Annotated in this window: 15 protein-coding genes; 2 read left to right on the forward strand and 13 right to left on the reverse strand. The window is 62.9% G+C overall.

Annotated elements, in window-relative coordinates; all coding sequences use genetic code 11:
• Positions 1-927: a 50S ribosomal protein L11 methyltransferase gene (locus M2A_RS06835; RefSeq protein WP_052379262.1), complete on the forward strand. Its 927-nt coding sequence runs from the start codon at positions 1-3 to the stop codon at positions 925-927.
• Between the two features lie 46 nt (positions 928-973).
• Positions 974-2,791, forward strand: coding sequence for an aminopeptidase P family protein (locus M2A_RS06840; RefSeq protein ID WP_045444818.1), 1,818 nt, complete (start codon positions 974-976; stop codon positions 2,789-2,791).
• A 12-nt stretch (positions 2,792-2,803) separates the two neighbouring features.
• On the opposite strand, the gene ligA is transcribed toward M2A_RS06840, so the two are convergent.
• The 13 genes from ligA to murD all read right to left on the reverse strand — a co-directional run bounded on the left by ligA (position 2,804) and on the right by murD (position 20,185).
• Positions 2,804-4,921, reverse strand: coding sequence for an NAD-dependent DNA ligase LigA (gene ligA, locus M2A_RS06845; protein ID WP_045444821.1), 2,118 nt, complete (start codon positions 4,919-4,921; stop codon positions 2,804-2,806).
• On the reverse strand, positions 4,918-6,597 hold the full coding sequence (gene recN, locus M2A_RS06850) for a DNA repair protein RecN (protein WP_045444824.1): 1,680 nt from the start codon (positions 6,595-6,597) through the stop codon (positions 4,918-4,920). Before recN ends, ligA begins: the two co-directional genes overlap by 4 nt.
• A gap of 8 nt (positions 6,598-6,605) precedes the next feature.
• Entirely contained in the window at positions 6,606-7,400 is a 795-nt protein-coding gene (locus M2A_RS06855) for an outer membrane protein assembly factor BamD (RefSeq protein WP_045444827.1), read from the reverse strand.
• A gap of 189 nt (positions 7,401-7,589) precedes the next feature.
• Positions 7,590-8,621, reverse strand: coding sequence for a UDP-3-O-acyl-N-acetylglucosamine deacetylase (gene lpxC / locus M2A_RS06860; RefSeq protein WP_244444400.1), 1,032 nt, complete (start codon positions 8,619-8,621; stop codon positions 7,590-7,592).
• Between the two features lie 351 nt (positions 8,622-8,972).
• A complete protein-coding gene (ftsZ, locus tag M2A_RS06865) occupies positions 8,973-10,664 on the reverse strand; it encodes a cell division protein FtsZ (protein ID WP_045444830.1) in 1,692 nt (563 codons plus the stop codon).
• Between the two features lie 174 nt (positions 10,665-10,838).
• Complete coding sequence (ftsA, locus tag M2A_RS06870) at positions 10,839-12,149, reverse strand: cell division protein FtsA (RefSeq protein WP_045444833.1); 1,311 nt, start codon at positions 12,147-12,149, stop codon at positions 10,839-10,841.
• Positions 12,146-13,156 (reverse strand): cell division protein FtsQ/DivIB, encoded by a 1,011-nt coding sequence (locus tag M2A_RS06875; RefSeq protein WP_052379263.1) that lies wholly within the window; start codon positions 13,154-13,156, stop codon positions 12,146-12,148. The genes ftsA and M2A_RS06875 overlap by 4 nt, the downstream gene beginning before the upstream one ends.
• The gene (locus tag M2A_RS06880; RefSeq protein WP_045444836.1) at positions 13,144-14,070 is read right to left on the reverse strand and encodes a D-alanine--D-alanine ligase; all 927 of its coding nucleotides are present in this window, start codon (positions 14,068-14,070) and stop codon (positions 13,144-13,146) included. The genes M2A_RS06875 and M2A_RS06880 overlap by 13 nt, the downstream gene beginning before the upstream one ends.
• Complete coding sequence (gene murB / locus M2A_RS06885) at positions 14,067-14,984, reverse strand: UDP-N-acetylmuramate dehydrogenase (protein WP_121879829.1); 918 nt, start codon at positions 14,982-14,984, stop codon at positions 14,067-14,069. The genes M2A_RS06880 and murB overlap by 4 nt, the downstream gene beginning before the upstream one ends.
• Complete coding sequence (gene murC / locus M2A_RS06890; protein WP_045444839.1) at positions 14,981-16,399, reverse strand: UDP-N-acetylmuramate--L-alanine ligase; 1,419 nt, start codon at positions 16,397-16,399, stop codon at positions 14,981-14,983. The genes murB and murC overlap by 4 nt, the downstream gene beginning before the upstream one ends.
• Positions 16,396-17,616 (reverse strand): undecaprenyldiphospho-muramoylpentapeptide beta-N-acetylglucosaminyltransferase, encoded by a 1,221-nt coding sequence (murG, locus tag M2A_RS06895; protein ID WP_244444401.1) that lies wholly within the window; start codon positions 17,614-17,616, stop codon positions 16,396-16,398. The genes murC and murG overlap by 4 nt, the downstream gene beginning before the upstream one ends.
• Entirely contained in the window at positions 17,613-18,761 is a 1,149-nt protein-coding gene (gene ftsW, locus M2A_RS06900) for a putative lipid II flippase FtsW (protein WP_045444842.1), read from the reverse strand. The genes murG and ftsW overlap by 4 nt, the downstream gene beginning before the upstream one ends.
• Complete coding sequence (murD, locus tag M2A_RS06905) at positions 18,758-20,185, reverse strand: UDP-N-acetylmuramoyl-L-alanine--D-glutamate ligase (protein WP_045444845.1); 1,428 nt, start codon at positions 20,183-20,185, stop codon at positions 18,758-18,760. The genes ftsW and murD overlap by 4 nt, the downstream gene beginning before the upstream one ends.
• Positions 20,186-20,196 lie beyond the last annotated feature (11 nt).

Genomic DNA, 20,196 nt, shown 5'->3' on the forward strand with positions numbered 1-20,196 from the left:
ATGTCATCTCCTCCTGCAGGCGCGGAAAACGGCGCCGGTCAATGGAAAGCCACGCTGGTGCTTGGCGCCGATCTCGTCAAAGCGGATATAGCCGATGCGCTTTCCGATTTCTGGCAATGGGTGGCGGAGCCGGAACCTGTCGCCGTCTCGCTGATCGAAGTGGAAGAACATGTCAGCTGGGCGGTCGAGGCCTATTATCTGGAAGAACCCGATAAAGAGGTTTTGCGCAAAGCCCTTGCCCCGTTCTTCAAGGAGCACGGCGCGGCGATGCCGCCCATCGAGGTGGAGCAATTGCCCGATCTCGATTGGGTGGCCCGCTCCCTCGAAGGGCTGACGCCCATCGAGACCCAGCGCTTTTTCATTCACGGCGCCCATAACCGCGATATACGCCCGGCGGGTAAATATACGCTCGCCGTGGAAGCAGGCCTTGCCTTCGGTACGGGGCATCACCCCACGACCTATGGCTGCCTGACCACGATCGAGGAAATCGCGCGCCGGCGGCCCATCACGAATGCGCTCGATCTGGGCTGCGGGACGGGGCTTCTCGCCCTTGCTCTTGCCCGCCTCACACGGCGCAAGGTGCTTGCCAGCGACATCGACCCCGTAGCGGTCAAAGTGACGAAGGAAAATGCGGCGGCCAACGATCTCGGCCCCTTTATCGAGGCGGTAACGGCGCGGGGCTTTGCCCATGGCCGGATCACGCGGAAAGCACCGTTCGATCTCATCGTTGCCAATATTCTCGCCCGCCCCCTCGTTTCCCTTGCCAGGGACATGGAGCAGCATCTGGCGCCCGGCGGAGAAATCATCCTTTCCGGCATTCTGGGAGCCCAAGAGAACATGGTGGCAAGCGCCTTCCGCGACCAAGGCCTCCATCTTTTCCGCCGCCAGATCATCGGCGATTGGGTAATCTTGCATCTGAAAGGCTAAACGCCTCCCTCTTGACCTGCCAGCCGCCGGAGCACACTTTATCCCCATGTTTCAGACATATGATGACAGTGCAGACCCCACCCTCGGCGCCGCACGCGTCGCCCGCCTGCGCGCCCTTTTGAAAGAAGAGGGCCTTGCGGGCTTTCTCATTCCCCGCGCCGACGAACATCAGGGCGAATATGTGCCGCCCCGCGCCGAGCGCCTGAAATGGCTGACCGGCTTTTCCGGCTCCGCTGGCATGGCCGCGGTGCTGGAGGAAAAAGCCGCCGTCTTCGTCGACGGGCGCTATACGCTGCAAGTGCGCGAGCAGGTCGACACGGAGATTTTCGAGACCTGCCACATGGTGGACATGCCGCTCGGCACCTGGCTTGCCAAACACCTGAAAGGCGGCGCGAAGCTTGCCTATGATCCTTGGCTCCACACGGTGGACGGCGTGGCGCGGCTGAAAAAAGCGCTGGCCGGAACCGGCGCCGAACTTGTGCCCGTCACGGAAAATCTCATCGACCGGATCTGGGAAGACCAGCCCCCGCCCCCCGCGGCAAAAGTCGAAGCCCATAGCGCCGAACTTGCCGGGGAAGCGGCGCAGGAAAAACTCGCGCGGGTGGCCAAGGTGCTGGAAGACAAAAAAGCCGACGCCGCGGTTCTCACCATGCCGGATTCCATTGCCTGGCTTTTCAATATACGCGGCGGCGATGTTTCCCATACGCCGCTGCCGCTTTCCTTTTCCATTTTGCGGGCCGATGGCAGCGCCGATCTTTTCATCGACAGCGCCAAGCTGAGCGATGAGACGCGCGCGCATCTGGGCAATGTCGTCACGCTGCATGAGCCGGATGCTTTCGGCGTCAATCTCGGCGAGCTTGGAGAAAGCGGCGCCCATGTGCAGATCGATCCGGCAAGCTGCGCGGATTGGATCAACAGCAAGCTTCTTGCCTCCGGTGCGAAGGTCCAGCACGGCGCGGACCCGTGCGAGCTGCCGAAAGCCTGTAAGAATGCGCGCGAAGTGCAAGGCGCGAAAGACGCCCATGAGCGGGACGGCGCGGCGCTTGTCCGTTTCCTCGCCTGGCTCGATGCCCACGCCCCGCTTGGCGAGGTGGATGAGATTTCAGCGGCCAAGCAGCTGGAATCCTTCCGCGCCGAAACGGGCGCGCTCAAAGACATCAGCTTCGACACGATCTCGGGCGCGGGCGAGCACGGTGCCGTCGTTCATTACCGGGTGACGGAGGCCACAAACCGGAAGCTCAATGTGGGCGAGCTTTATCTCGTCGATTCCGGCGCGCAATATCTCGACGGCACGACGGATGTGACGCGCACCATCGCCATCGGCAAACCGTCGGCGGAAATGAAAGACCGTTTCACCCGCGTGCTCAAAGGCCATATCGCCCTTTCCATGGCCCGCTTCCCGGAAGGCACGACCGGCGCGCAGCTCGACGCGCTGGCCCGCATGGCGCTTTGGCAAGCCGGGCTCGACTTCGACCATGGCACGGGCCACGGCGTCGGCTCTTATCTCTCCGTTCATGAAGGCCCGCAGCGCATCTCAAAAGCCGGGCACGAGCCGCTGCGCCCCGGCATGATCGTCTCCAACGAGCCGGGCTATTATAAAACCGGTGCTTACGGCATTCGCATCGAAAACCTGCAGGTCGTCACCCCCGCTGCCATGATCGATGGCGGCGAGCGGCCCATGCTCGGTTTCGAAACGCTGACCCTCGCCCCCATCGACCGGCGGCTGATCGACCCTGCCCTTTTGAACGCGGATGAGCGCGCCTGGCTCAACGCCTATCACGCACGGGTGGAAAAGGTGCTGAAGGAAAAACTGACGGACGGGCAGGAACAAGCCTGGCTCAGCGAGGCCTGCCGCCCCGTCTGAGCGTTCCTTAACTCAGTGTCCTGCGATCAGATCGAGCCAGCCCTGCTCGTCCAATATCTGAATATCAAGTTCTTGCGCCTTTTTGAGCTTCGAGCCCGCGCCCGGCCCCGCCACCAGAATATCGGTCTTGGCCGATACGGAGCCTGAAACCTTGGCGCCGAGCGATTCCGCTTTGGCTTTCGCTTCCGAACGGGTGAAAAGCTCGAGCGAGCCGGTAAAGACGACAGTCTTGCCCGCAACGGGCGAGCCAGTTTCCTGCGCCTCGAGCGGCTCGGGCTCGACGCCGGCGGCAAGCAGCGCCTCCACCGCCTCGCGGTTATGTTCTTCCTGGAAGAAGTCGACCACCGCCTCGGCCACCACTTCGCCGATCCCGTCGATAGACAAAAGCTCCTGATAGGCCTCGCTTTCAGGATCGCTCGCCTCTTTCATCGCCGCCATCAGCGCCTCGATGCTGCCATAGGAGCGGGCGAGAAGGCGCGCCGTCGTCTCGCCGATATGACGGATGCCGAGCGCGAAGAGGAACCGGTCGAGCCCGACCTTCCGCCGTTCCTCGATAGCGGCGAAAAGGTTCTTGGCGGACGTATCGCCCCAGCCTTCCTTGTCTTTCAGCTTCTTCAGGCTCTTTTTATCCCGCTCTTCCAGCGTGAAAATATCCGCCGGGCGCATGACCCGCCCGTCGCTATAAAAAGCCTCGACCTGTTTGGCGCCGAGCCCCTCGATATCGAACGCATTGCGCGAGACGAAATGTTTGAGCCGCTCGACCGCCTGCGCCGGACAGATGAGACCGCCCGTGCAGCGGCGCACCGCATCGGGCTTGCCGGTTTTCGGGTTGATCTCCCGCACCGCATGAGAGCCGCATTCGGGGCAGGTTTCGGGAAACTCGTATGGCTTTGCCCCTTTCGGACGGTGTTCTTCCATCACCCGCACGATTTGCGGAATGACATCGCCTGCCCGCTGCACCACCACCGTGTCGCCGATGCGCACGTCCTTGCGCGCAATCTCGTCTTCATTGTGAAGCGTCGCATTGGAAACGACGACGCCGCCGACGGTGACGGGCTTGAGCCGGGCAACCGGCGTCAGCGCACCCGTGCGCCCCACCTGAATATCGATCGCCTCCAGCACCGTCACGGCCTGCTCGGCAGGAAACTTATGGGCGATGGCCCAGCGCGGGCTGCGCGAGACGAAGCCGAGCCGGCCCTGCAGGTCGAGCCGGTCGACCTTATAGACCACGCCGTCAATGTCATAGCCGAGCGTGGCGCGCTGCTCTTCGACCTCACGGTAAAAGGCAAGCATTTCCTCTGCGCTGGCGCAGCGGCGCATCAAGGGGTTGGTGGCAAAGCCCCAGCGGCCCATCGCCTCGATGACGCCCATTTGCGTGTCCGCCGGCAGGCCGCTCACATCGCCCCAGGCATAGGCAAAGAAGCGCAGGGGCCGCTGGCGGGTGATGTTGGAATCGAGCTGGCGGAGCGAGCCTGCAGCGGCATTGCGCGGATTGGCGAAAATCGGCTTGCCGTCTTTTTCCTGCCGCTCATTGAGCGCCGCAAAATCTTCATGGCTCATATAGACTTCGCCGCGCACTTCGAAGACCTCGGGCATGTCCTTGGCCTTTACCTCCAGCGGAATATCGTCGATGGTGCGCAGATTGGCGGTAACGTTCTCCCCCTCCCGCCCGTCGCCGCGCGTCGCGCCGAGCACGAACTTACCCTTCTCATAGCGCAGCGAGGCGGAAAGCCCGTCGATTTTGGGCTCCGCAGTAAGGTGAAGCTCCTCGCCTTCCTTTAGGTTCAGAAAGCGGCGGATACGGGCGAGAAAATCCTGCAAGTCTTCATCGGAAAAGGCATTGGAAAGAGAAAGCATCGGCACTTTGTGCACGACTTTCTCGAATTTTTCCGACGGGGCCGCGCCGATGCGCTGGCTCGGACTGTCCTCGCGGATGAGATCCGGAAAGCGTTTTTCGATTTCATCGTTGCGCTGGCGCAGCCGGTCATAGTCGGCGTCCGAAATCTCCGGCGCATCTTCGCCGTGATAAAGCGCATCGTGCCGGGCGATCTCTTCGGCCAGCCGCTCAAGCTCTTTCGCCGCTTCTTCTTCGGAAAGATCGGCAACCTTTATTTTCGCTTCCGCGCTCACCCCGCGCTCCCGATCAACCTGTCCGCAGCGGCGCGCGCTTCTTCCGTCACCGTGGCGCCGGCGAGCATGCGGGCGATTTCCTCGCGCCGGTCGGAACTTGAAAGACGGGCGACCTGCGTTGCCACCGGCGCGTCCTTGGATTTGCCTTTGGCAGCCTTGGAAATGCGCAAATGATGATGGGCGCGCGCGGCTACTTGCGGCGAATGGGTGACGACCAGCACCTGGGCCGTGCGGGCAAGCTCGGCAAGGCGCACACCCACAGCTTCCGCCACCGCGCCGCCGACACCGCTATCCACCTCATCGAAAATCAGCGTCGGCGCGCTGCCGGCCGAGGCAAGCGCCACTTTCAGCGCCAGGATAAAGCGCGACAGCTCGCCGCCCGAGGCGATCTTGATCAAGGGCCCAAGCGGGGAGCCCGGATTGGTGGCAATGAGGAAGGACACACGGTCGATGCCCTCCGCCCCGCCCTCTTCCGGCGGCAGCGTTTCCACCCGCGTATGGAAGGTCGCTTTTTCAAGTTTAAGAGGCACAAGCTCGCTGGCGACGATCTTGTCGAGTTTCTCCGCCGCCTTGACGCGTTTGTCGGAGAGAAGCTGGGCTGCTTTGGCATAGGCCGCCTCCGCCTCGCCCACCGCTTTTTCATAACGCCCGAGCGCTGCCGCCCCATCGTCGATATCGGCAAGCTCGGCGGCCATGCGTTCCTGCAGGGCGGGCAGCTCATCCACCTGGACATTGTGTTTGCGGGCAAGCGCGCGCAGGGCAAAAAGCCGGGTCTCGGTATTTTCCAGCCTGTCGGGATCGAATTCGAGCCCGCGCACCGTGTCATCGAGCAGCGCTTCGGCCTCGCTTGCCTCGGCCAGCGTGCGCTCCAGCGCGGCAAGCACCGGCTCGAGCCGCCCGGCAGCCTGGGGCGCGGCGCGCTCGAGCCGGCGCATGGCAAGGTTGATGCGCGCATCGAGCCCCGCATCGCCTGCCAGCGCCTGCTGCGCGGCGACCAGTTCCTCGGAAATCTTTTCCGCATGCATCAGCAAGGACCGTTCTTCGGCGAGCTTTTCTTCCTCGCCCTCTTCCGGCGCAAGCTCGGCGAGCTCTTCAAGCGAATGAGTGAGGAAAGCGCGCTCGGCCTCCGCCCGCTCCAGCCGGGCGCGGTGCGCGTTCAAAACCGAACGGGCTTCCGACATCGCCTTATAGGCGCTGCGCACGGCCTGGGCTTCTTTCTCGCAACGGGCAAAAGCATCGAGCACCGCCCGGTGGCCCGACACATCCAGAAGGCCGCGTTCGTCATGCTGGCCGTGAATTTCCACGAGCCGCTCGCCCACCTCGCGCAGCAGCGCCACGCTGACCGGCTGATCGTTGATAAAGGCGCGGGTGCGCCCATCCGCGGTCTGCACCCGGCGCAAAATCAGATCACCGTCGCTGGAAAGCTCCTGCTCTGCCAGAAGCGCGCGGGCCGGATGATCGCCGCCCACATCGAAGATGGCGGTGACGGAGCCCTTATCCGTGCCCTGCGCCACGAGCCCCGCATCGGCGCGTGCACCCATGGCAAGGCCGAGCGCATCGAGAAGAATAGATTTACCCGCGCCCGTCTCGCCCGTCAGCGCGCAAAGCCCGCCTTCAAGCGTAAGATCGAGCTTATCGATCAAAACGATGTCCCGGATGGACAACGCGACAAGCATGCCCGCCCCTAAAAAACGGATTTCCAGGCCTGGCTGATCCAGGACGCTTCGTTTTCTTTCGGCTCCAGCCCTTTACCGGCCAGAAGCGTATAACTGTCCTCATACCAGCGGCTGCCGGGGAAGTTATGCCCCAGCACCGCCGCCGCCGTCTGCGCTTCAGGCGCAATGCCGAGCGAGAGATAGGCTTCCGTCAGCCGGTGCAGCGCTTCGGGCGTGTGCGTCGTGGTCTGGTAATTTTCGATCACGGCGCGGAAGCGGTTGATCGCGGCAAGATAGTTGCGCTGATTGAGGTAGTAGCGCCCGATCTCCATTTCCTTGCCCGCTAGGTGGTCGATCGTCAGTTCCAGCTTCAATTGCGCGTCGCGGGAATATTTGCTGTCAGGGTAACGCCGCAGCACTTCCAGAAGCGCGGCATAGGCCTGCTCGGTGATCTTCTGGTCGCGGCGCACATCCGAGATGCGCTCGTAATAGGAAAGCGCGACAAGGTAATGCGCGTAGGCAGCCTCATCGCCGCCCGGATATAGCGCGATGAACCGCTGCGCCGCCAGAATGGCCGTGTCGTATTCGTTGATCTTGTAATAGGTATAAGCCGCCATCAGCATGGCCCGGCGTGCCCAGACCGAATAGGGATGCTGGCGCTCCACTTCGTCGAACTCGGCTGCCGCCCGGCGGTAATCCCCCGCCTCCAGATAATCGAGCGCCTTGTTGTAAATGGCCTCGACGGGGCGTTCTTCATAAGCGATTTCTTCTTCGCCATCGGAGGAGCAGCCGGCAAGCACAAGCGCGGCCATTACGCAGAGCATTGCCGGAAACAGACGGCGGCTGGCTCCACCCCTCAAGAAATCAAAATACGGCACGTAGCGCTTCCATTCGTTGCTGAAACGGGAATCGGGTGCATCGCCCCCTTCGAGGGCGCGACTATAGCAGGGCTGAGCGCCATGCCATAGAGCCAGGAAGAGCCGTTTTCGGGGATTTTGAAGGGAAAGCCCGGCTCAGTCCGCCGAAACGGCGGCGGCCAGGGCCTCCAGGCCTTTTTCGGCGCGGGGGGTGAGCGCCACGAATTCCCAAGCATCCGGTGCGGCGAAAAGCGCCCGCAGGATCCGGTTGTTCAGGGCATGGCCCGCGCGTACGCCCCGGTAGCGGCCGATCAGCGGCGCCCCGGCAAGTGCCAGATCGCCCACCGCGTCCAGCACCTTGTGGCGCACGAATTCGTCGGTAAAACGCAGGCCTTCTTCGTTCATCACTTCTTCGCCGTCGATCACCACGGCATTTTCCAGCGAACCGCCCTTGGCAAGGCCCATGGACTTGAGAAGCTCGTAATCCTTGTAGAAACCGAAGGTGCGGGCTTCGGAAAGCTCCTCGGCAAAGAGCTCGGCATTGATGTACGCCGTATAGCTCTGCTGGCCGATCACCGGATTGTCGAAATCGATGTCGAAGGAGATCGAAAAGCCCTCGCCCGGCAGAAGTTCGGCCTTTTTCAGGCCCTCTTCCAGAATGACGGGTTTGAGAATACGGATGGCAAGGCGCGGGGTGTCCAGCCCGCGGATGCCGGCCTGGCGGATCGCCTTAACGAAAGCGGCAGAGGAGCCATCCATCACCGGCACTTCCGGCCCGCTAACCTCGACGATCAGATTGTCGATGCCGCAAGCGGCCAGCGCCGCCATCAAATGCTCGACGGTGGCAACCGTCGTGCCTTTCTCATTGCCCAGCACCGTGCACATCGTCGTCTCGCAAACCGCATCGAAGCGGGCGGGAATATCGGTGAGCGTGCGGTCGATGGAGGAAAGATCGATGCGGCGGAAAATCACGCCCGTATCGGCGGCGGCAGGTTTGAGCACCAAACGCGCCTGTTCGCCTTTGTGCAGGCCAATGCCTTCAATCTCGACGGAACGGGAAAGGGTCGTCTGATAGGCGGGCCGGTCCAGCGATGCGGCGGACGGGGTTTCGATAGAGGCCGGCGTGCAAGCCGCGCCTGCGCTGCCTACCGGTTCGATACCGCTTATGTCCATTTCCGTCTTACGCACGCTCGTCGTCCTTTCGCCGCCGGAAGCGGCACCCTTACTCATTCACTTTGTGGGCTTGAGGTTTTCACCCAATGCCGCCCGACCTTTTGTCTTTCGGTCTTTATGACCCGACTGCCAGTCAAGCTTGCCGCCCCCTCGCGCCCGGCTCCTGCCCCCGCAGAACCTTACCGGGCACTCTTCTTGTAGCAATCCGGCACAATCGCCTCAAATAACTCTTTATTTCGATATGTTACACTTCGAACTAACTCATAAGCCTTTGATTTTAAACAATAATGGCCTGGTCCGGAGCGGCATCCGAACCAGGCCATCAGGCTGACATGGAGAGCAAGCCCCCCAGGTTTGGCGCGAGGCTTAGTTTGCCTGGCGCCGGAGGAAGGTTGGAATTTCCAACTGGTCTTCCTCATAGCTGGGCTGAATGAGCCCCTCTTCGGAGGGTACAGCCCGTTTTTGTTGCACCGGCTCGCGCCGGGTCTCGGTATCGCGCACCGCGTCAGGAGAGATCACGGGCTGGGCAGCCGTGGCGCGGGCGCGCACCGGCGCGCCCTGGCCCAGAACCGGCTCGCGCCGCGGGGCTTCGTTTTCGGTTTCAGGGCGCTTCCGGCTGCCGGCCAGACGCTCGAAGAAACTGGGCGCGCGCTTCACTGTCCGGCTCTGCGGAACCGGCTGGGGCCGCTGCCCGAGGAAGGACGGCATATCGTCCTTCGCCGTGCCTTCCACCCGGTCGAGCCCTTCGGGGATGTAAGGCCGTTTCGGCGCCTTTTGCTCGGAAAGCGAGCGCGGGGCCTCACCAGGCTTGTGGATGATCACCTCGGCCTCGAAATCCTTCGGATCGAAATAGGCATCCTCCCGGATTTCGGTTTCCGACTGAACGTGATCGGCAACGGCAGAGGCAACTTCCTGGAAGGAGGTCTCCTCTTCCCCGGCACTTTCATATGCCGGCTCAGGCGCAGGCGCGGCAGGAGCAGCCTGAACCTGAGGTTCCTCAGCCTGCATGGCGCGGGCCGCGGGCGCTGCCGCCTGCTCACGGGCGACCGCTTGCGCCGGCCGGCTTTCGCGCGGCTGGCCCAGCATGGCCTCTTCCACATCGATGCCCGTCGCCACGACGGAGACGCGCATGGAACCGTTCAGGTTGCTGTCGAAGGTCGAGCCGACAATGATGTTGGCGTCCGGGTCCACCTCGGAGCGGATGCGGTTTGCCGCTTCATCCACCTCATAGAGGGTCAGGTCCATGCCGCCGGTGATGTTGATCAGCACGCCGCGCGCGCCTTTCATCGACACTTCGTCGAGCAGCGGGTTGGAAATGGCCGCTTCCGCCGCCTCGATGGCCCGCTTCTCGCCTTCGGCTTCGCCCGTGCCCATCATGGCTTTACCCATCTCGTTCATCACCGTGCGCACATCGGCAAAGTCGAGATTGATGAGGCCCGGCTTCATCATGAGGTCGGTAATGCCGGCCACGCCCGAATGCAGCACCTCATCGGCCATGCCGAACGCGTCGGCAAAGGTCGTGCGCTCATTCGCCACCCGGAAAAGGTTCTGGTTCGGGATAATGATCAGTGTGTCGACATATTTTTGAAGCTCTTCGATGCCCTCTTCGGCAATGCGCATGCGGCGCGAGCCTTCGAACTGGAAGGGCTTGGTGACGACACCGACGGTCAAAATGCCAAGATCGCGTGCCGCGCGGGCAATGACGGGGGCGCCGCCCGTGCCCGTGCCGCCGCCCATGCCAGCCGTAATGAAGACCATATGGGCACCTTGCAGATTGTCGTTGATCTCCGCCATGGCTTCTTCAGCCGCCGCGCAGCCGATTTCCGGACGCGAGCCCGCGCCAAGACCTTCGGTGATGTTCTCGCCGAGCTGGATGCGCCGGTCGGCAGAGGACATCTGCAGTGCCTGGGCATCCGTGTTGGCGACAACGAAGTCGCAGCCTTCAAGGCCCGCTTCGATCATGTTGTTGACCGCGTTCCCGCCGGCACCGCCGACACCGAATACGGTAATTCTGGGTTTCAGTTCCTGGTTCTTCGGGACAGTGAGATTGATGCTCATGTCAGCCTCCTCGTGAGTATCAAAAGTTCCGGATGCCTTTACGGGGTGCCGCCGCCGCGGCGGCCTTGCCCGCACATCCGATGCCGCAATCAAAACTTCCGTGAACTCGCCCCGGCGCTGTTTTTGCCGCTTCACAGCAACCGGAAGCAATCGCGTTCCGGGTGGGACGTTCCATTAGAAGTTCTCCTTCAACCAGCGACCCAATCGCCGCAATTGCCCGCCGGAATGTTCCGGATCGGGGTCTTCGCCGCCCGAGAAAATCTCGAGCGGAGAAACTTGTGAATAGGCAAGAAGCCCCGCGCATGCCGCGAAAGCCGGTCCTGCCGTGGATTCGGCAAGGCCCGTCACCTTCAAGGGGTGGCCGACCCTTACCTGCTTGTCCAAAATCCGGGCGGCAAGCTCGCGCGCGCCGTTCAGCTGCGCCGCACCGCCCGTCAGCACCACACGCCGCCCCGCAATGCGGCCGTAACCGCTCGCCTCGAGCCGGTCACGGACAAGCTCGAGCGTTTCTTCGAGTCGGGGCTGGATGATCCCCGTCAGCATGGAACGGGGAATGTGATTGGCGCCGTCTGAATCGGATTCTCCTACCTGCGGCACGTCGATCAGTTCCCGCTCGTCCGAGGGGCTCGCCAGCGCGCTGCCGTAAAGAGTCTTCATTCTTTCCGCATGCGCGAGCGGCGTCGACAAACCGCGTGCAATATCGTTTGTAATGTGAATACCCCCAATTGGAATCACATCGCAATAGACCATTACGCCTTCGAAGAAGACGGCGAGCGATGTCGTGCCGCCGCCCATATCGATCAGCGTTACACCGAGGTCTTTTTCGTCTTCCACCAGCGCCGAAAGCCCGGCCGCATAAGGCGCCGCGGCAACACCGGCAATGTCGAGATGGCAGCGCTCGATGCAGAGCGCCAGATTGCGCAGCGGCCCTTTGACCGCGCTGACCATATGCACTTCAACGCCGAGCTGTTCGCCGAACATACCTTGCGGCGCGCGCACGCCCCGGCTGCCATCCACCGCGTAATTGACGGGAATGGCGTGCAGAACATCGCGCCCTTCCGGCTTGTAATGGACGCGGGCATGGGCGAGCAGGCGCTGCACGTCCTCATCGCTGACCGCCTGACCTGTAAGCGAGGATTTGACCGCAACCGTCTGGCTTTTCAGCTCGCCGCAGGAAACCGAGACGACGACTTCCTTCACCGTGATGCCGGCCATACGCTCGGCGGCATCGACGGCAACGCGGATCGCCTCTTCGGTCTCGTCCATATTGACCACCGCCCCGCCGCGCATCCCGCGCGAGACCTGATGGCCGATGCCGAGCACGCGCACCGGATGCAGCCCGTCGGCCATGCGCCCCGGCTCAATTTTGGCGATGAAGCAGGCGATCTTGCTGGTGCCGATATCCAGCGCCGTAACGATACCCGGCCGGTTGGAAGAAACAGGACGGCCCTGCATGTTCTTGTTCCCGAGACTCATCATATTCATGTCGCGCTCCCCTTCTTGGAGCGCTCGCGCTCAAGATCGTTCACGCCGGAAGCTGCCCGCCGGGCCGCTGCATCGGGAGTAAGACGGATGGTGAACCGGTCGGCCAAGCGCAGATCGATCGCCTCGATATCACGGGCCAGCACCCGGTGGCTGTTTTCAATGGCAACGAGTTCGGCAAGCGCCCGCTCCACATGCCGCTCCGGCAGAAGCACATCGACGCCGTTTTCAAGACGCAGGTTCCAGCGCCGGTCCCCCACCCGCACGGCCGCGCGCACCCGCGAGTGCAGCGCCGGCCACTGCGCCAGAAGCTCCTGAATGACGGGCGCCTCGTCGGCGGCCCCATGACCGACGACGAGCGGCAGATGGGCATATTCCTCGATATGGTTTTCCGTGATCGGCTGACCTTGCCTGTCCACAATGGCAAGACGCCCGCCCCGCTGCCAGACGGCATAGGGCACACGTTCGTTCAGTTCCACGTGAATACGGTCCGGCCAGAAACGCGTGACGCTGGCCGAGGCCACCCAGTCGAGCCGCTCGAGCCGTTCGCGCGCCGCTTCCACATCGACAAGGAAGATCGACATGCCGCGCTCGACATCGAGCGCCCGCATGACCTCGCGCACCGGTGTGCGCTCTCGTCCTTCCACCGTCACATCCTGAACAGAAAAGCCTGCACCCGCGATCATGCGGTGCGTACCGGCCACAAGCGAGCTGCCCGCCGCTGCAAAATGCCCGCCGACCATGAGCCCGTAAAAGACGGCAAAGACCACCAGCATGCCGGCCAACGCTGCAAGCGGCAGGGCCGAAACATCGCCGCTGCGCAGCGCGGAGAAAAAGCGCGCAAAACGGCTCGGCGGGCGCTGTTTGCGCCGCCCGAACTCGCGCGCCTTCTTACGCGGCTTGCCCGGAGCTGCCGCGCTCACCTTGCGGCGGCCTGCCGTACCCCCTTTACGGGTGCGCGGACTTGCCTGCGCTTGGCGCTTGCGGGGTGAGCGTGTCACCGGCGGCATGACGCATCCTCCACCATCCAGGAAACCAGATCTTCGTAGGAATAACCGGCGCGGGCAGCGAGCTCGGGCACGAGCGAGGTCGGCGTCATGCCCGGCTGGGTGTTCACTTCCAAGAGCACCACACCTTTCACGCCTTTCGTCTCATCGAAACGGAAATCGGCCCGGCTGACACCGCGGCAGCCGAGCGCCTCATGCGCGGCTTTCGTCACCGCTTGCACATGGGCATAGATATCCGCCTCAATGGGCGCGGGCAGAATATGATCGGAGCCGCCCGCCTTGTATTTCGCCTCGTAATCATAGAAGGCGGTATTGGCGACGATCTCCGTCACATCGAACATTTCCTCGCCCATCACGGCACAGGTCAGCTCGCGGCCGGGGATATAGCGCTCCACCATGACGAGCTCACCAAGGTCCCATTTCTCCGAGCTCAGCTCCGCAGGCGGGCGGTTCTCGCCCTGACGCACGATGTGAACACCGACGCTCGAGCCTTGATTGACCGGCTTGATCACATAAGGCGTGTCCATGACATGGCCCTTGGCAGCTTCCGCGCGCGTCACGACAACGCTGTCGGTGACGGGCAGACCGGCGGCACGGAAAATGTGCTTGGCCATTTCCTTATCCATGGCAAGCGAGGAGGCCAGAACGCCGGAATGGGTGTAAGGCAGCTCCAGAATTTCCAGAACGCCCTGCACGCAGCCATCCTCGCCCCATTCGCCGTGCAGCGCATTGAAGACGACATCGGGGCGCAGCTCCTGCAGAACGGCCGGCAGATCATGGCCCGCATCGATCTCGCTGACCCGGTAGCCCGCGCGGCGCAGCGCCTCAGCGCAGCCCTTTCCGGAGGAAAGGCTGACTTCCCGCTCCGCGCTCCAGCCGCCCATCAGAACGGCGACATGGGTATTCTTCCCGCTCATGCTGCCTCTCCGATGCGTTTGATTTCCCATTGCAGCTCGACGCCGCTCGTCTTTTTCACCCGCGCGCGCACTTCCTCGCCCAGCGTTTCGATGTCGCGGGCCGTCGCATTGCCGGTATTGATGAGGAAATTGCAGTGCATTTCCGATACCTGCGCGCCGCCGACTTTCAGCCCCCGGCATCCGGCGGCATCCACGAGCTGCCAGGCCTTACCCCCTTCCGGGTTCTTGAAGGTCGAGCCGCCCGTGCGCGATTTGATGGGCTGCGCGTTTTCGCGGTGCTCCTGCACCTCCGCCATGCGCCGGGCAATCGCATCTTTGTCACCCTTGCGCCCTTCAAGGATCGCAGAAGTGAAGATCAAATCGCCCGCCACGTCCGTATGACGGTAGGAAAAGCCCATATCGGCGGGCGTAAGACGAATGATCTCACCCTGCCGTGTCACCGCTTCCGCCTCGACGAAAACGTCTTTCGTCTCCCCGCCATGGGCGCCCGCGTTCATGCGCAGCGCGCCGCCGATGGAGCCCGGAATGCCCCGGTAAAATTCAAGCCCTTCTATGCCCGCTTCCATGGCCGCGCGCGAGACCATGGCATCGAGCATGGCCGTGCCCACCTCAAGGCGGGTTTCACCGATCTTGCGTGCGCCCGCAAAGGCGCGCCCGAGACGGATCACCACGCCCTTAACGCCCCCGTCGCGCACCAGAAGGTTGGAGCCGACGCCGATCACCGTCACCGGCACATCTGCCGGGCAGCCTTTCAGGAAGGCGGCAAGATCGTCGCGGTCCGCCGGGCGGAACAGCACTTCGGCGGGCCCGCCGACGCGGAACCAGGTAAACTCGGCCAGCGGCGCGTTTTCGGCAAGCTCGCCGCGCACTTGCGGCAGCCGCGCCATCAGGGAAGAAGCTTGCACAGCATTCATGCGCCCCCTCCCTTCAGTTTTTTCAAATCCTCGGGAAGCGCATTCGCCCATTGCGTGATGCTGCCCGCGCCGAGGCAGACCACCATGTCACCGGGCTGAGCCATACCGGCAACGAGGCCCGGCAGATCTTCCGGCCCTTCGAAGGCCATCACGTTCCGGTGCCCCCGGTCGCGCAGGCCTTGCACGAGTGCTGCACTGTCAAAACCTTCGATCGGGCTTTCGCCTGCCGCATAGACCGGCGCGACCAGCACCGTGTCGGCATCGTTGAAGCATTGGCAGAACTGATCGAAAAGATCGCGCAGGCGCGTGAAGCGGTGCGGCTGTACGACAGCGACGATCTTGCCCTCGGCAGCGGAACGGGCTGCCTGCAGCACGGCGGAAATTTCCACCGGGTGATGGCCGTAATCATCATAGACCTGCACGCCGTTCCATTCGCCCGTACGGGTGAAGCGGCGCTTGACCCCGCCGAAACCTTCCAGCGCCTTGCGGATCGTTTCGCCGGGCACGCCCATTTCGCTGGCCGCGCCGATCGCCGCCAGACTGTTGAGCACATTATGCGTGCCGGGCATGGGCAGTTTCATGCCGGGCATGTCGATCACCTCGCCTGTGCGGCGCTTCGTGATCGTCACGTCGAAGACGCTGACGCCTTTCTCCGTGCGGATATTGCTGGCGCGCACATCCGCCTGCGGGCTCGTACCGTAGGTCACGACCCAGCGGTCTTTCACCTTGCCGATCAGCGCCTGCACTTCCGGGTGGTCGATGCACATGACGGCAAAGCCGTAGAAGGGCACGCTTTCGACGAAATTCAGGAAGGCCTGACGGATGGCATCGAAGCTGCCGTAATGGTCGAGATGCTCCGGATCGACATTCGTCACGACCGCAATGGTCGAGGGCAGTTTCAAGAAAGTGCCGTCGGATTCGTCCGCTTCCACCACCATCCAGTCGCCGCCGCCAAGGCGCGCATTGGTGCCGTAAGCATTGATGATGCCGCCATTGATCACGGTCGGGTCGAAATCCGCCGCATCCAGAATAGACGCCACCATAGAGGTCGTCGTCGTCTTGCCATGGGTGCCGCCAATGGCGATGCAGGATTTCAGCCGCATCAGCTCGGCCAGCATCTCCGCCCGGCGCACGATAGGCATCATCCGGGCGCGCGCTTCCACAAGCTCGGGATTGTCGGGCTTGATCGCCGTGGAGACGACCAGCACCTGCGCTTCGGCAATATTCTCCGCCGCATGGCCGATATCTACCGAAATACCGAGCGCGCGCAGGCGTTTCACATTGGCGCTGTCGGCCACGTCGCTGCCGCGCACCTTATAGCCGAGATTGTGCATGACCTCGGCAATGCCGCTCATGCCGATGCCGCCAATCCCCACGAAATGGATGACGCCGATATCAAGAGGTGCCGGCTTCATCGCGCATACTCCTTCACACTGATCCGTTTGAGGGCGTTCTTGCCCCCGTCCCGGCCGCCCGGCAGCGCTTTTGCCGCGCCGCGCGTGCCAAGACGCTCTGTTTTTCCAAGCGCCAGCCGCTCGACAAGATCGGCAAGGCGCGTCACCGCATCGGGCCGGCCCTGCTTCAAGGCCGCTGCTGCCGCCGAGGTCAGTACATCCGGGTTGTTCATAAGTTCGGTGAGCCGCGCGGCCAAAGCTTCGGGCGTGAAAACTTCCTGCTCCATCATCCAGCCTGCCCCGCTCGAGGAGAGAAGCTCGGCATTCGCCTTCTGGTCCTGATCGATGGAGTGAGGCAGCGGCACAAGCAGAGAGGGACGGCCGATCACCGCAAGCTCGCTCACCGTCGAGGCTCCTGCCCGCCCGATCACAAGATGAGCCTTTGCAATGCGCGCCGGCATGTCATCGAAGAAGGAGGAGAGTTCCGCCTCGATACCGGCTTTCTCATATGTTTCTTTAACGCGCGAAAGATCTTCCTCGCGCGCCTGCTGCACAAGTTTAAGCCGCGCCCGCAAAGTTTCAGGCAGCGCGGCGAGCGCTGCCGGCACCACATCACTCATCACCCTTGCGCCTTGGCTGCCGCCGGTGACGAGCAGGTGGAAAGGCTCATCCGCGCGCGGGGCCTTGTAGAGTGCGCCCGCCTGGTCCATGGCCGCATCGCGCACCGGATTGCCCGTCACTTCAACCTTATGGGCATCTTTGGCGCGCAGATATTTCGGCGCCTCGAAAGTGGAAGCCAGCGCATCGACAAAGCGCACGGCAAGCCGGTTCACGCGCCCGAGCACCGCATTTTGTTCATGCACGCATGTCGGGATGCGTCGCGCAGCGGCCGCCAGCACCGGCGGCAGCGTCGGATAGCCGCCAAAGCCGATGACCACGCTCGGCTTGATGCGCCCGTAAATCGAATAAGACTGCGCCGTGCCGGAAAAGATTTTCCAGAGCGAGGACAGCACTCCGGCAAGGCCGGGCCCGGCAATCGTTGCCGCCGGCACCGCATAAATATCGGCCCGCGGGAACCAGTGTTCGAAACGCTGCGCACGCTCATCCGTCAAAAGCACGACCTCATGGCCGCGCCGACTCAGCTCCTGCGCCAATGCCTGGCCGGGGAAGAGATGACCGCCCGTGCCGCCCGCGGCAATGACGATGGGGCCGGGAAGGTGAAGCTTTTCCGCCATCATGCGAACGCCCTCCCCATGGCCATGGGCTGCGCCAAAGAAGCGCCCGCCCGCCGCCGCGTCAGCGCCAAGAGCATGCCAAGCGTCAAGGCAACAGCAAGAAGCGACGAACCGCCATAAGAAATGAAAGGCAGCGTCATGCCTTTGGCAGGCAGAAGGTTGACGTTCACCGCCATATTGATGAGCGCTTGCACGCCGATCAAAAGCACGAGACCGGAAGCGGCAAGCTGCACGAACAGATCGCTCTCGCCGCGCGCCCGCATCAAGGTGCGCACCACGATGAAACCGAAAAGGCCGATGATCATAAGCCCGGCAAAGACGCCATATTCTTCCGCCGCGACCGCGAAAATGAAATCGGTATGCGCGTCGGGCAGTATGCGCTTCACCTCACCCTCGCCGGGGCCGCGCCCCAGAAAGCCGCCTGCCTTGAACGCATCGAGCGCCCGGTCGATCTGATAGGTATCACCCGATTCCGGGTTGATGAACCGGTCCACCCGGCTCGTCACATGTGGCACGAAGCTGTAGGCCATAAGCGCCCCGGCCAGCGCCACCGTGCCGATGGAGCCGATCCAGAACCAGGAAAGGCCGGAGAAAAAGAAGAGCGCCACAAGAATGATGGTCACCAGCGAAAGCTGGCCGAAATCGGGCTGCAGCACGAGCAACAACGCAATGGCCCCGTAGAGCGCCAGCGCCAGCGGCACGCCCGCAATCTTCTTGCGCGCGCCTTCGGCAAAGAGCCAGGCGACGAGCACCGCGAAAGCCGGTTTCATGAATTCAGAGGGCTGGATCGAGAACGGCCCGATGCTGAGCCAGCGTGTCGCCCCTTTGATTTCCGGACCGGCCACCAGCGTTGCCAGCATGAGGAAAAAGGCCCCGCCAAACACGATCAGCGCAAGGCGGCGCACCTGGCGGACGGAAAGCATGGAGACGCCGATCAGGATGACAAGCGCCGGCGCCAGGAAAATCATCTGGCGATAGACGAAATGGAAATTCGGCAGGTTAAGCCGCTGCGCCACCGCCGGACTTGCCGCCAACGAGAGCACGATGCCCAGCACGATGAGCCCGGCGATCGCAAGCAAGGTCCAGCGGTCGACGGTCCACCACCATTCGCTAAGGGGCGTGCGGTTTGTGCGGGACAGGCGCATCATAGCGTCGCCTCCCCTGCCGTTCCGGCCTCTGCCTTGCCGAGCCGCGCCAGCACCGCCTGGCGGAAACTGTCGCCGCGCTCTTCGAAATTGGCAAACTGATCGAAGGAAGCGCAGGCCGGTGCCAGCAGCACGACTTTATCCATCGGTCCTGCATCGCCCGCCGCATCCTCATGGGCTTTCGCAACCGCGCTGTCGAGCGTGCCGGCCAGCACCGTTTCCACTTTGCCTTTCAGCGTTTCGGCGAAAGCTTCCGCCGCCTGACCGATCAGATAGGCTTTGCGGATGCGCGCAAAATAAGGCTCGAGCGAGGCGATGCCGCCTTCCTTGGCCACGCCGCCTGCGATCCAGTAAATATTGTCATAGGTGCCGAGGGACTTTTCAGCCGCATCCGCATTCGTCGCCTTGCTGTCATTGACGAAACGCACCCCGGCCTCTTCGGCGACGATTTCCATCCGGTGCGCGAGACCCGCAAAACTTTCGAAAGAATCCAGGATCCGGTCGCGCGGGAAACCGAGGCTGCGGCCCGCCGCATAGGCGATGGCAGCGTTCTGCCAATTATGCGCGCCCGCCAGCGTTTTCATCGGTTTCAAGCTTCCGACGGTGACGCATTGCGTGCCGGTATTATCGTAAAGCACCCCGTCGAGCACATAGACGCCGCGCCCGATCGCCTTGCCGACGGAAACCGGTACCACGCGCTGCAGGCCTTTGCCGAGAAGACGCGAACAAATTTGCGCGCTGGCCGGCGTGTCGATGCCGACCATTGCGGTATCGCCCGCCCCCTGCCGCGCGAAAATCTTCTCTTTGACTGCCGCATACCCATCGAGCGAGCCGTGCCGGTCGATATGATCCGGCGTGATATTCGTCAAAATGCCGATACCGGGACGCAGATGCGGCGCCAGGTCGATCTGGTAAGAGGAAATCTCGATCACATAAACCGTATTGGGACGCGGCGCGGCCAGCTCGAGCACGGGCTTGCCGATATTGCCGCCGACCTGCGCATCGCGCCCGCAAAAAGCCGCCATGTGCCCGATCAGCGCCGTCGTCGTCGATTTGCCGTTCGTGCCCGTAATGGCGATGAAGGGCACATCCGTGTCCGCGGCATCCAGCGCCATTTGAAAGAGTTCGATATCGCCGATCACCGGCACATTCAGCTTCTTCGCCCGTTTGACCACGTCATGAGGCTCGGGATGCGTCAACGGCACACCGGGGCTTAAGAGCAGCGCCTCGATGCCGTGCCAGTCGCCCGAATAAAGATCCTTGACGGCGAACCCTTCCGCAGCCGCTTCCGCACGACGCGTCTCGTTGTCGTCCCAGACCAGCACCTCCGCGCCGCTTTCACGCAAGGCGCGCGCGCTCACGAGCCCCGAGCGGCCAAGCCCGAAGACGGCGATACGCGATCCTTGATATTGCGGCACGTTAAGCATGGGACTGCGAA

Source organism: Tepidicaulis marinus (assembly GCF_000739695.1).
Taxonomy (GTDB): Bacteria; Pseudomonadota; Alphaproteobacteria; order Parvibaculales; family Parvibaculaceae; genus Tepidicaulis; species Tepidicaulis marinus.

Bases quoted from the DNA above. Each gene is read 5' to 3' on its own strand.
- M2A_RS06835 (WP_052379262.1), top strand. From the start codon at position 1: ATGTCATCTCCTCCTGCAGGCGCGGAAAACGGCGCCGGTCAATGGAAA.
- M2A_RS06840 (WP_045444818.1), top strand. From the start codon at position 974: ATGTTTCAGACATATGATGACAGTGCAGACCCCACCCTCGGCGCCGCA.
- recN (WP_045444824.1), bottom strand. From the start codon at position 6,597: ATGCTTGTCGCGTTGTCCATCCGGGACATCGTTTTGATCGATAAGCTC.
- M2A_RS06855 (WP_045444827.1), bottom strand. From the start codon at position 7,400: ATGCTCTGCGTAATGGCCGCGCTTGTGCTTGCCGGCTGCTCCTCCGAT.
- ftsZ (WP_045444830.1), bottom strand. From the start codon at position 10,664: ATGAGCATCAATCTCACTGTCCCGAAGAACCAGGAACTGAAACCCAGA.
- ftsA (WP_045444833.1), bottom strand. From the start codon at position 12,149: ATGAATATGATGAGTCTCGGGAACAAGAACATGCAGGGCCGTCCTGTT.
- M2A_RS06875 (WP_052379263.1), bottom strand. From the start codon at position 13,156: ATGCCGCCGGTGACACGCTCACCCCGCAAGCGCCAAGCGCAGGCAAGT.
- M2A_RS06880 (WP_045444836.1), bottom strand. From the start codon at position 14,070: ATGAGCGGGAAGAATACCCATGTCGCCGTTCTGATGGGCGGCTGGAGC.
- murB (WP_121879829.1), bottom strand. From the start codon at position 14,984: ATGAATGCTGTGCAAGCTTCTTCCCTGATGGCGCGGCTGCCGCAAGTG.
- murC (WP_045444839.1), bottom strand. From the start codon at position 16,399: ATGAAGCCGGCACCTCTTGATATCGGCGTCATCCATTTCGTGGGGATT.
- murG (WP_244444401.1), bottom strand. From the start codon at position 17,616: ATGATGGCGGAAAAGCTTCACCTTCCCGGCCCCATCGTCATTGCCGCG.
- ftsW (WP_045444842.1), bottom strand. From the start codon at position 18,761: ATGATGCGCCTGTCCCGCACAAACCGCACGCCCCTTAGCGAATGGTGG.
- murD (WP_045444845.1), bottom strand. From the start codon at position 20,185: ATGCTTAACGTGCCGCAATATCAAGGATCGCGTATCGCCGTCTTCGGG.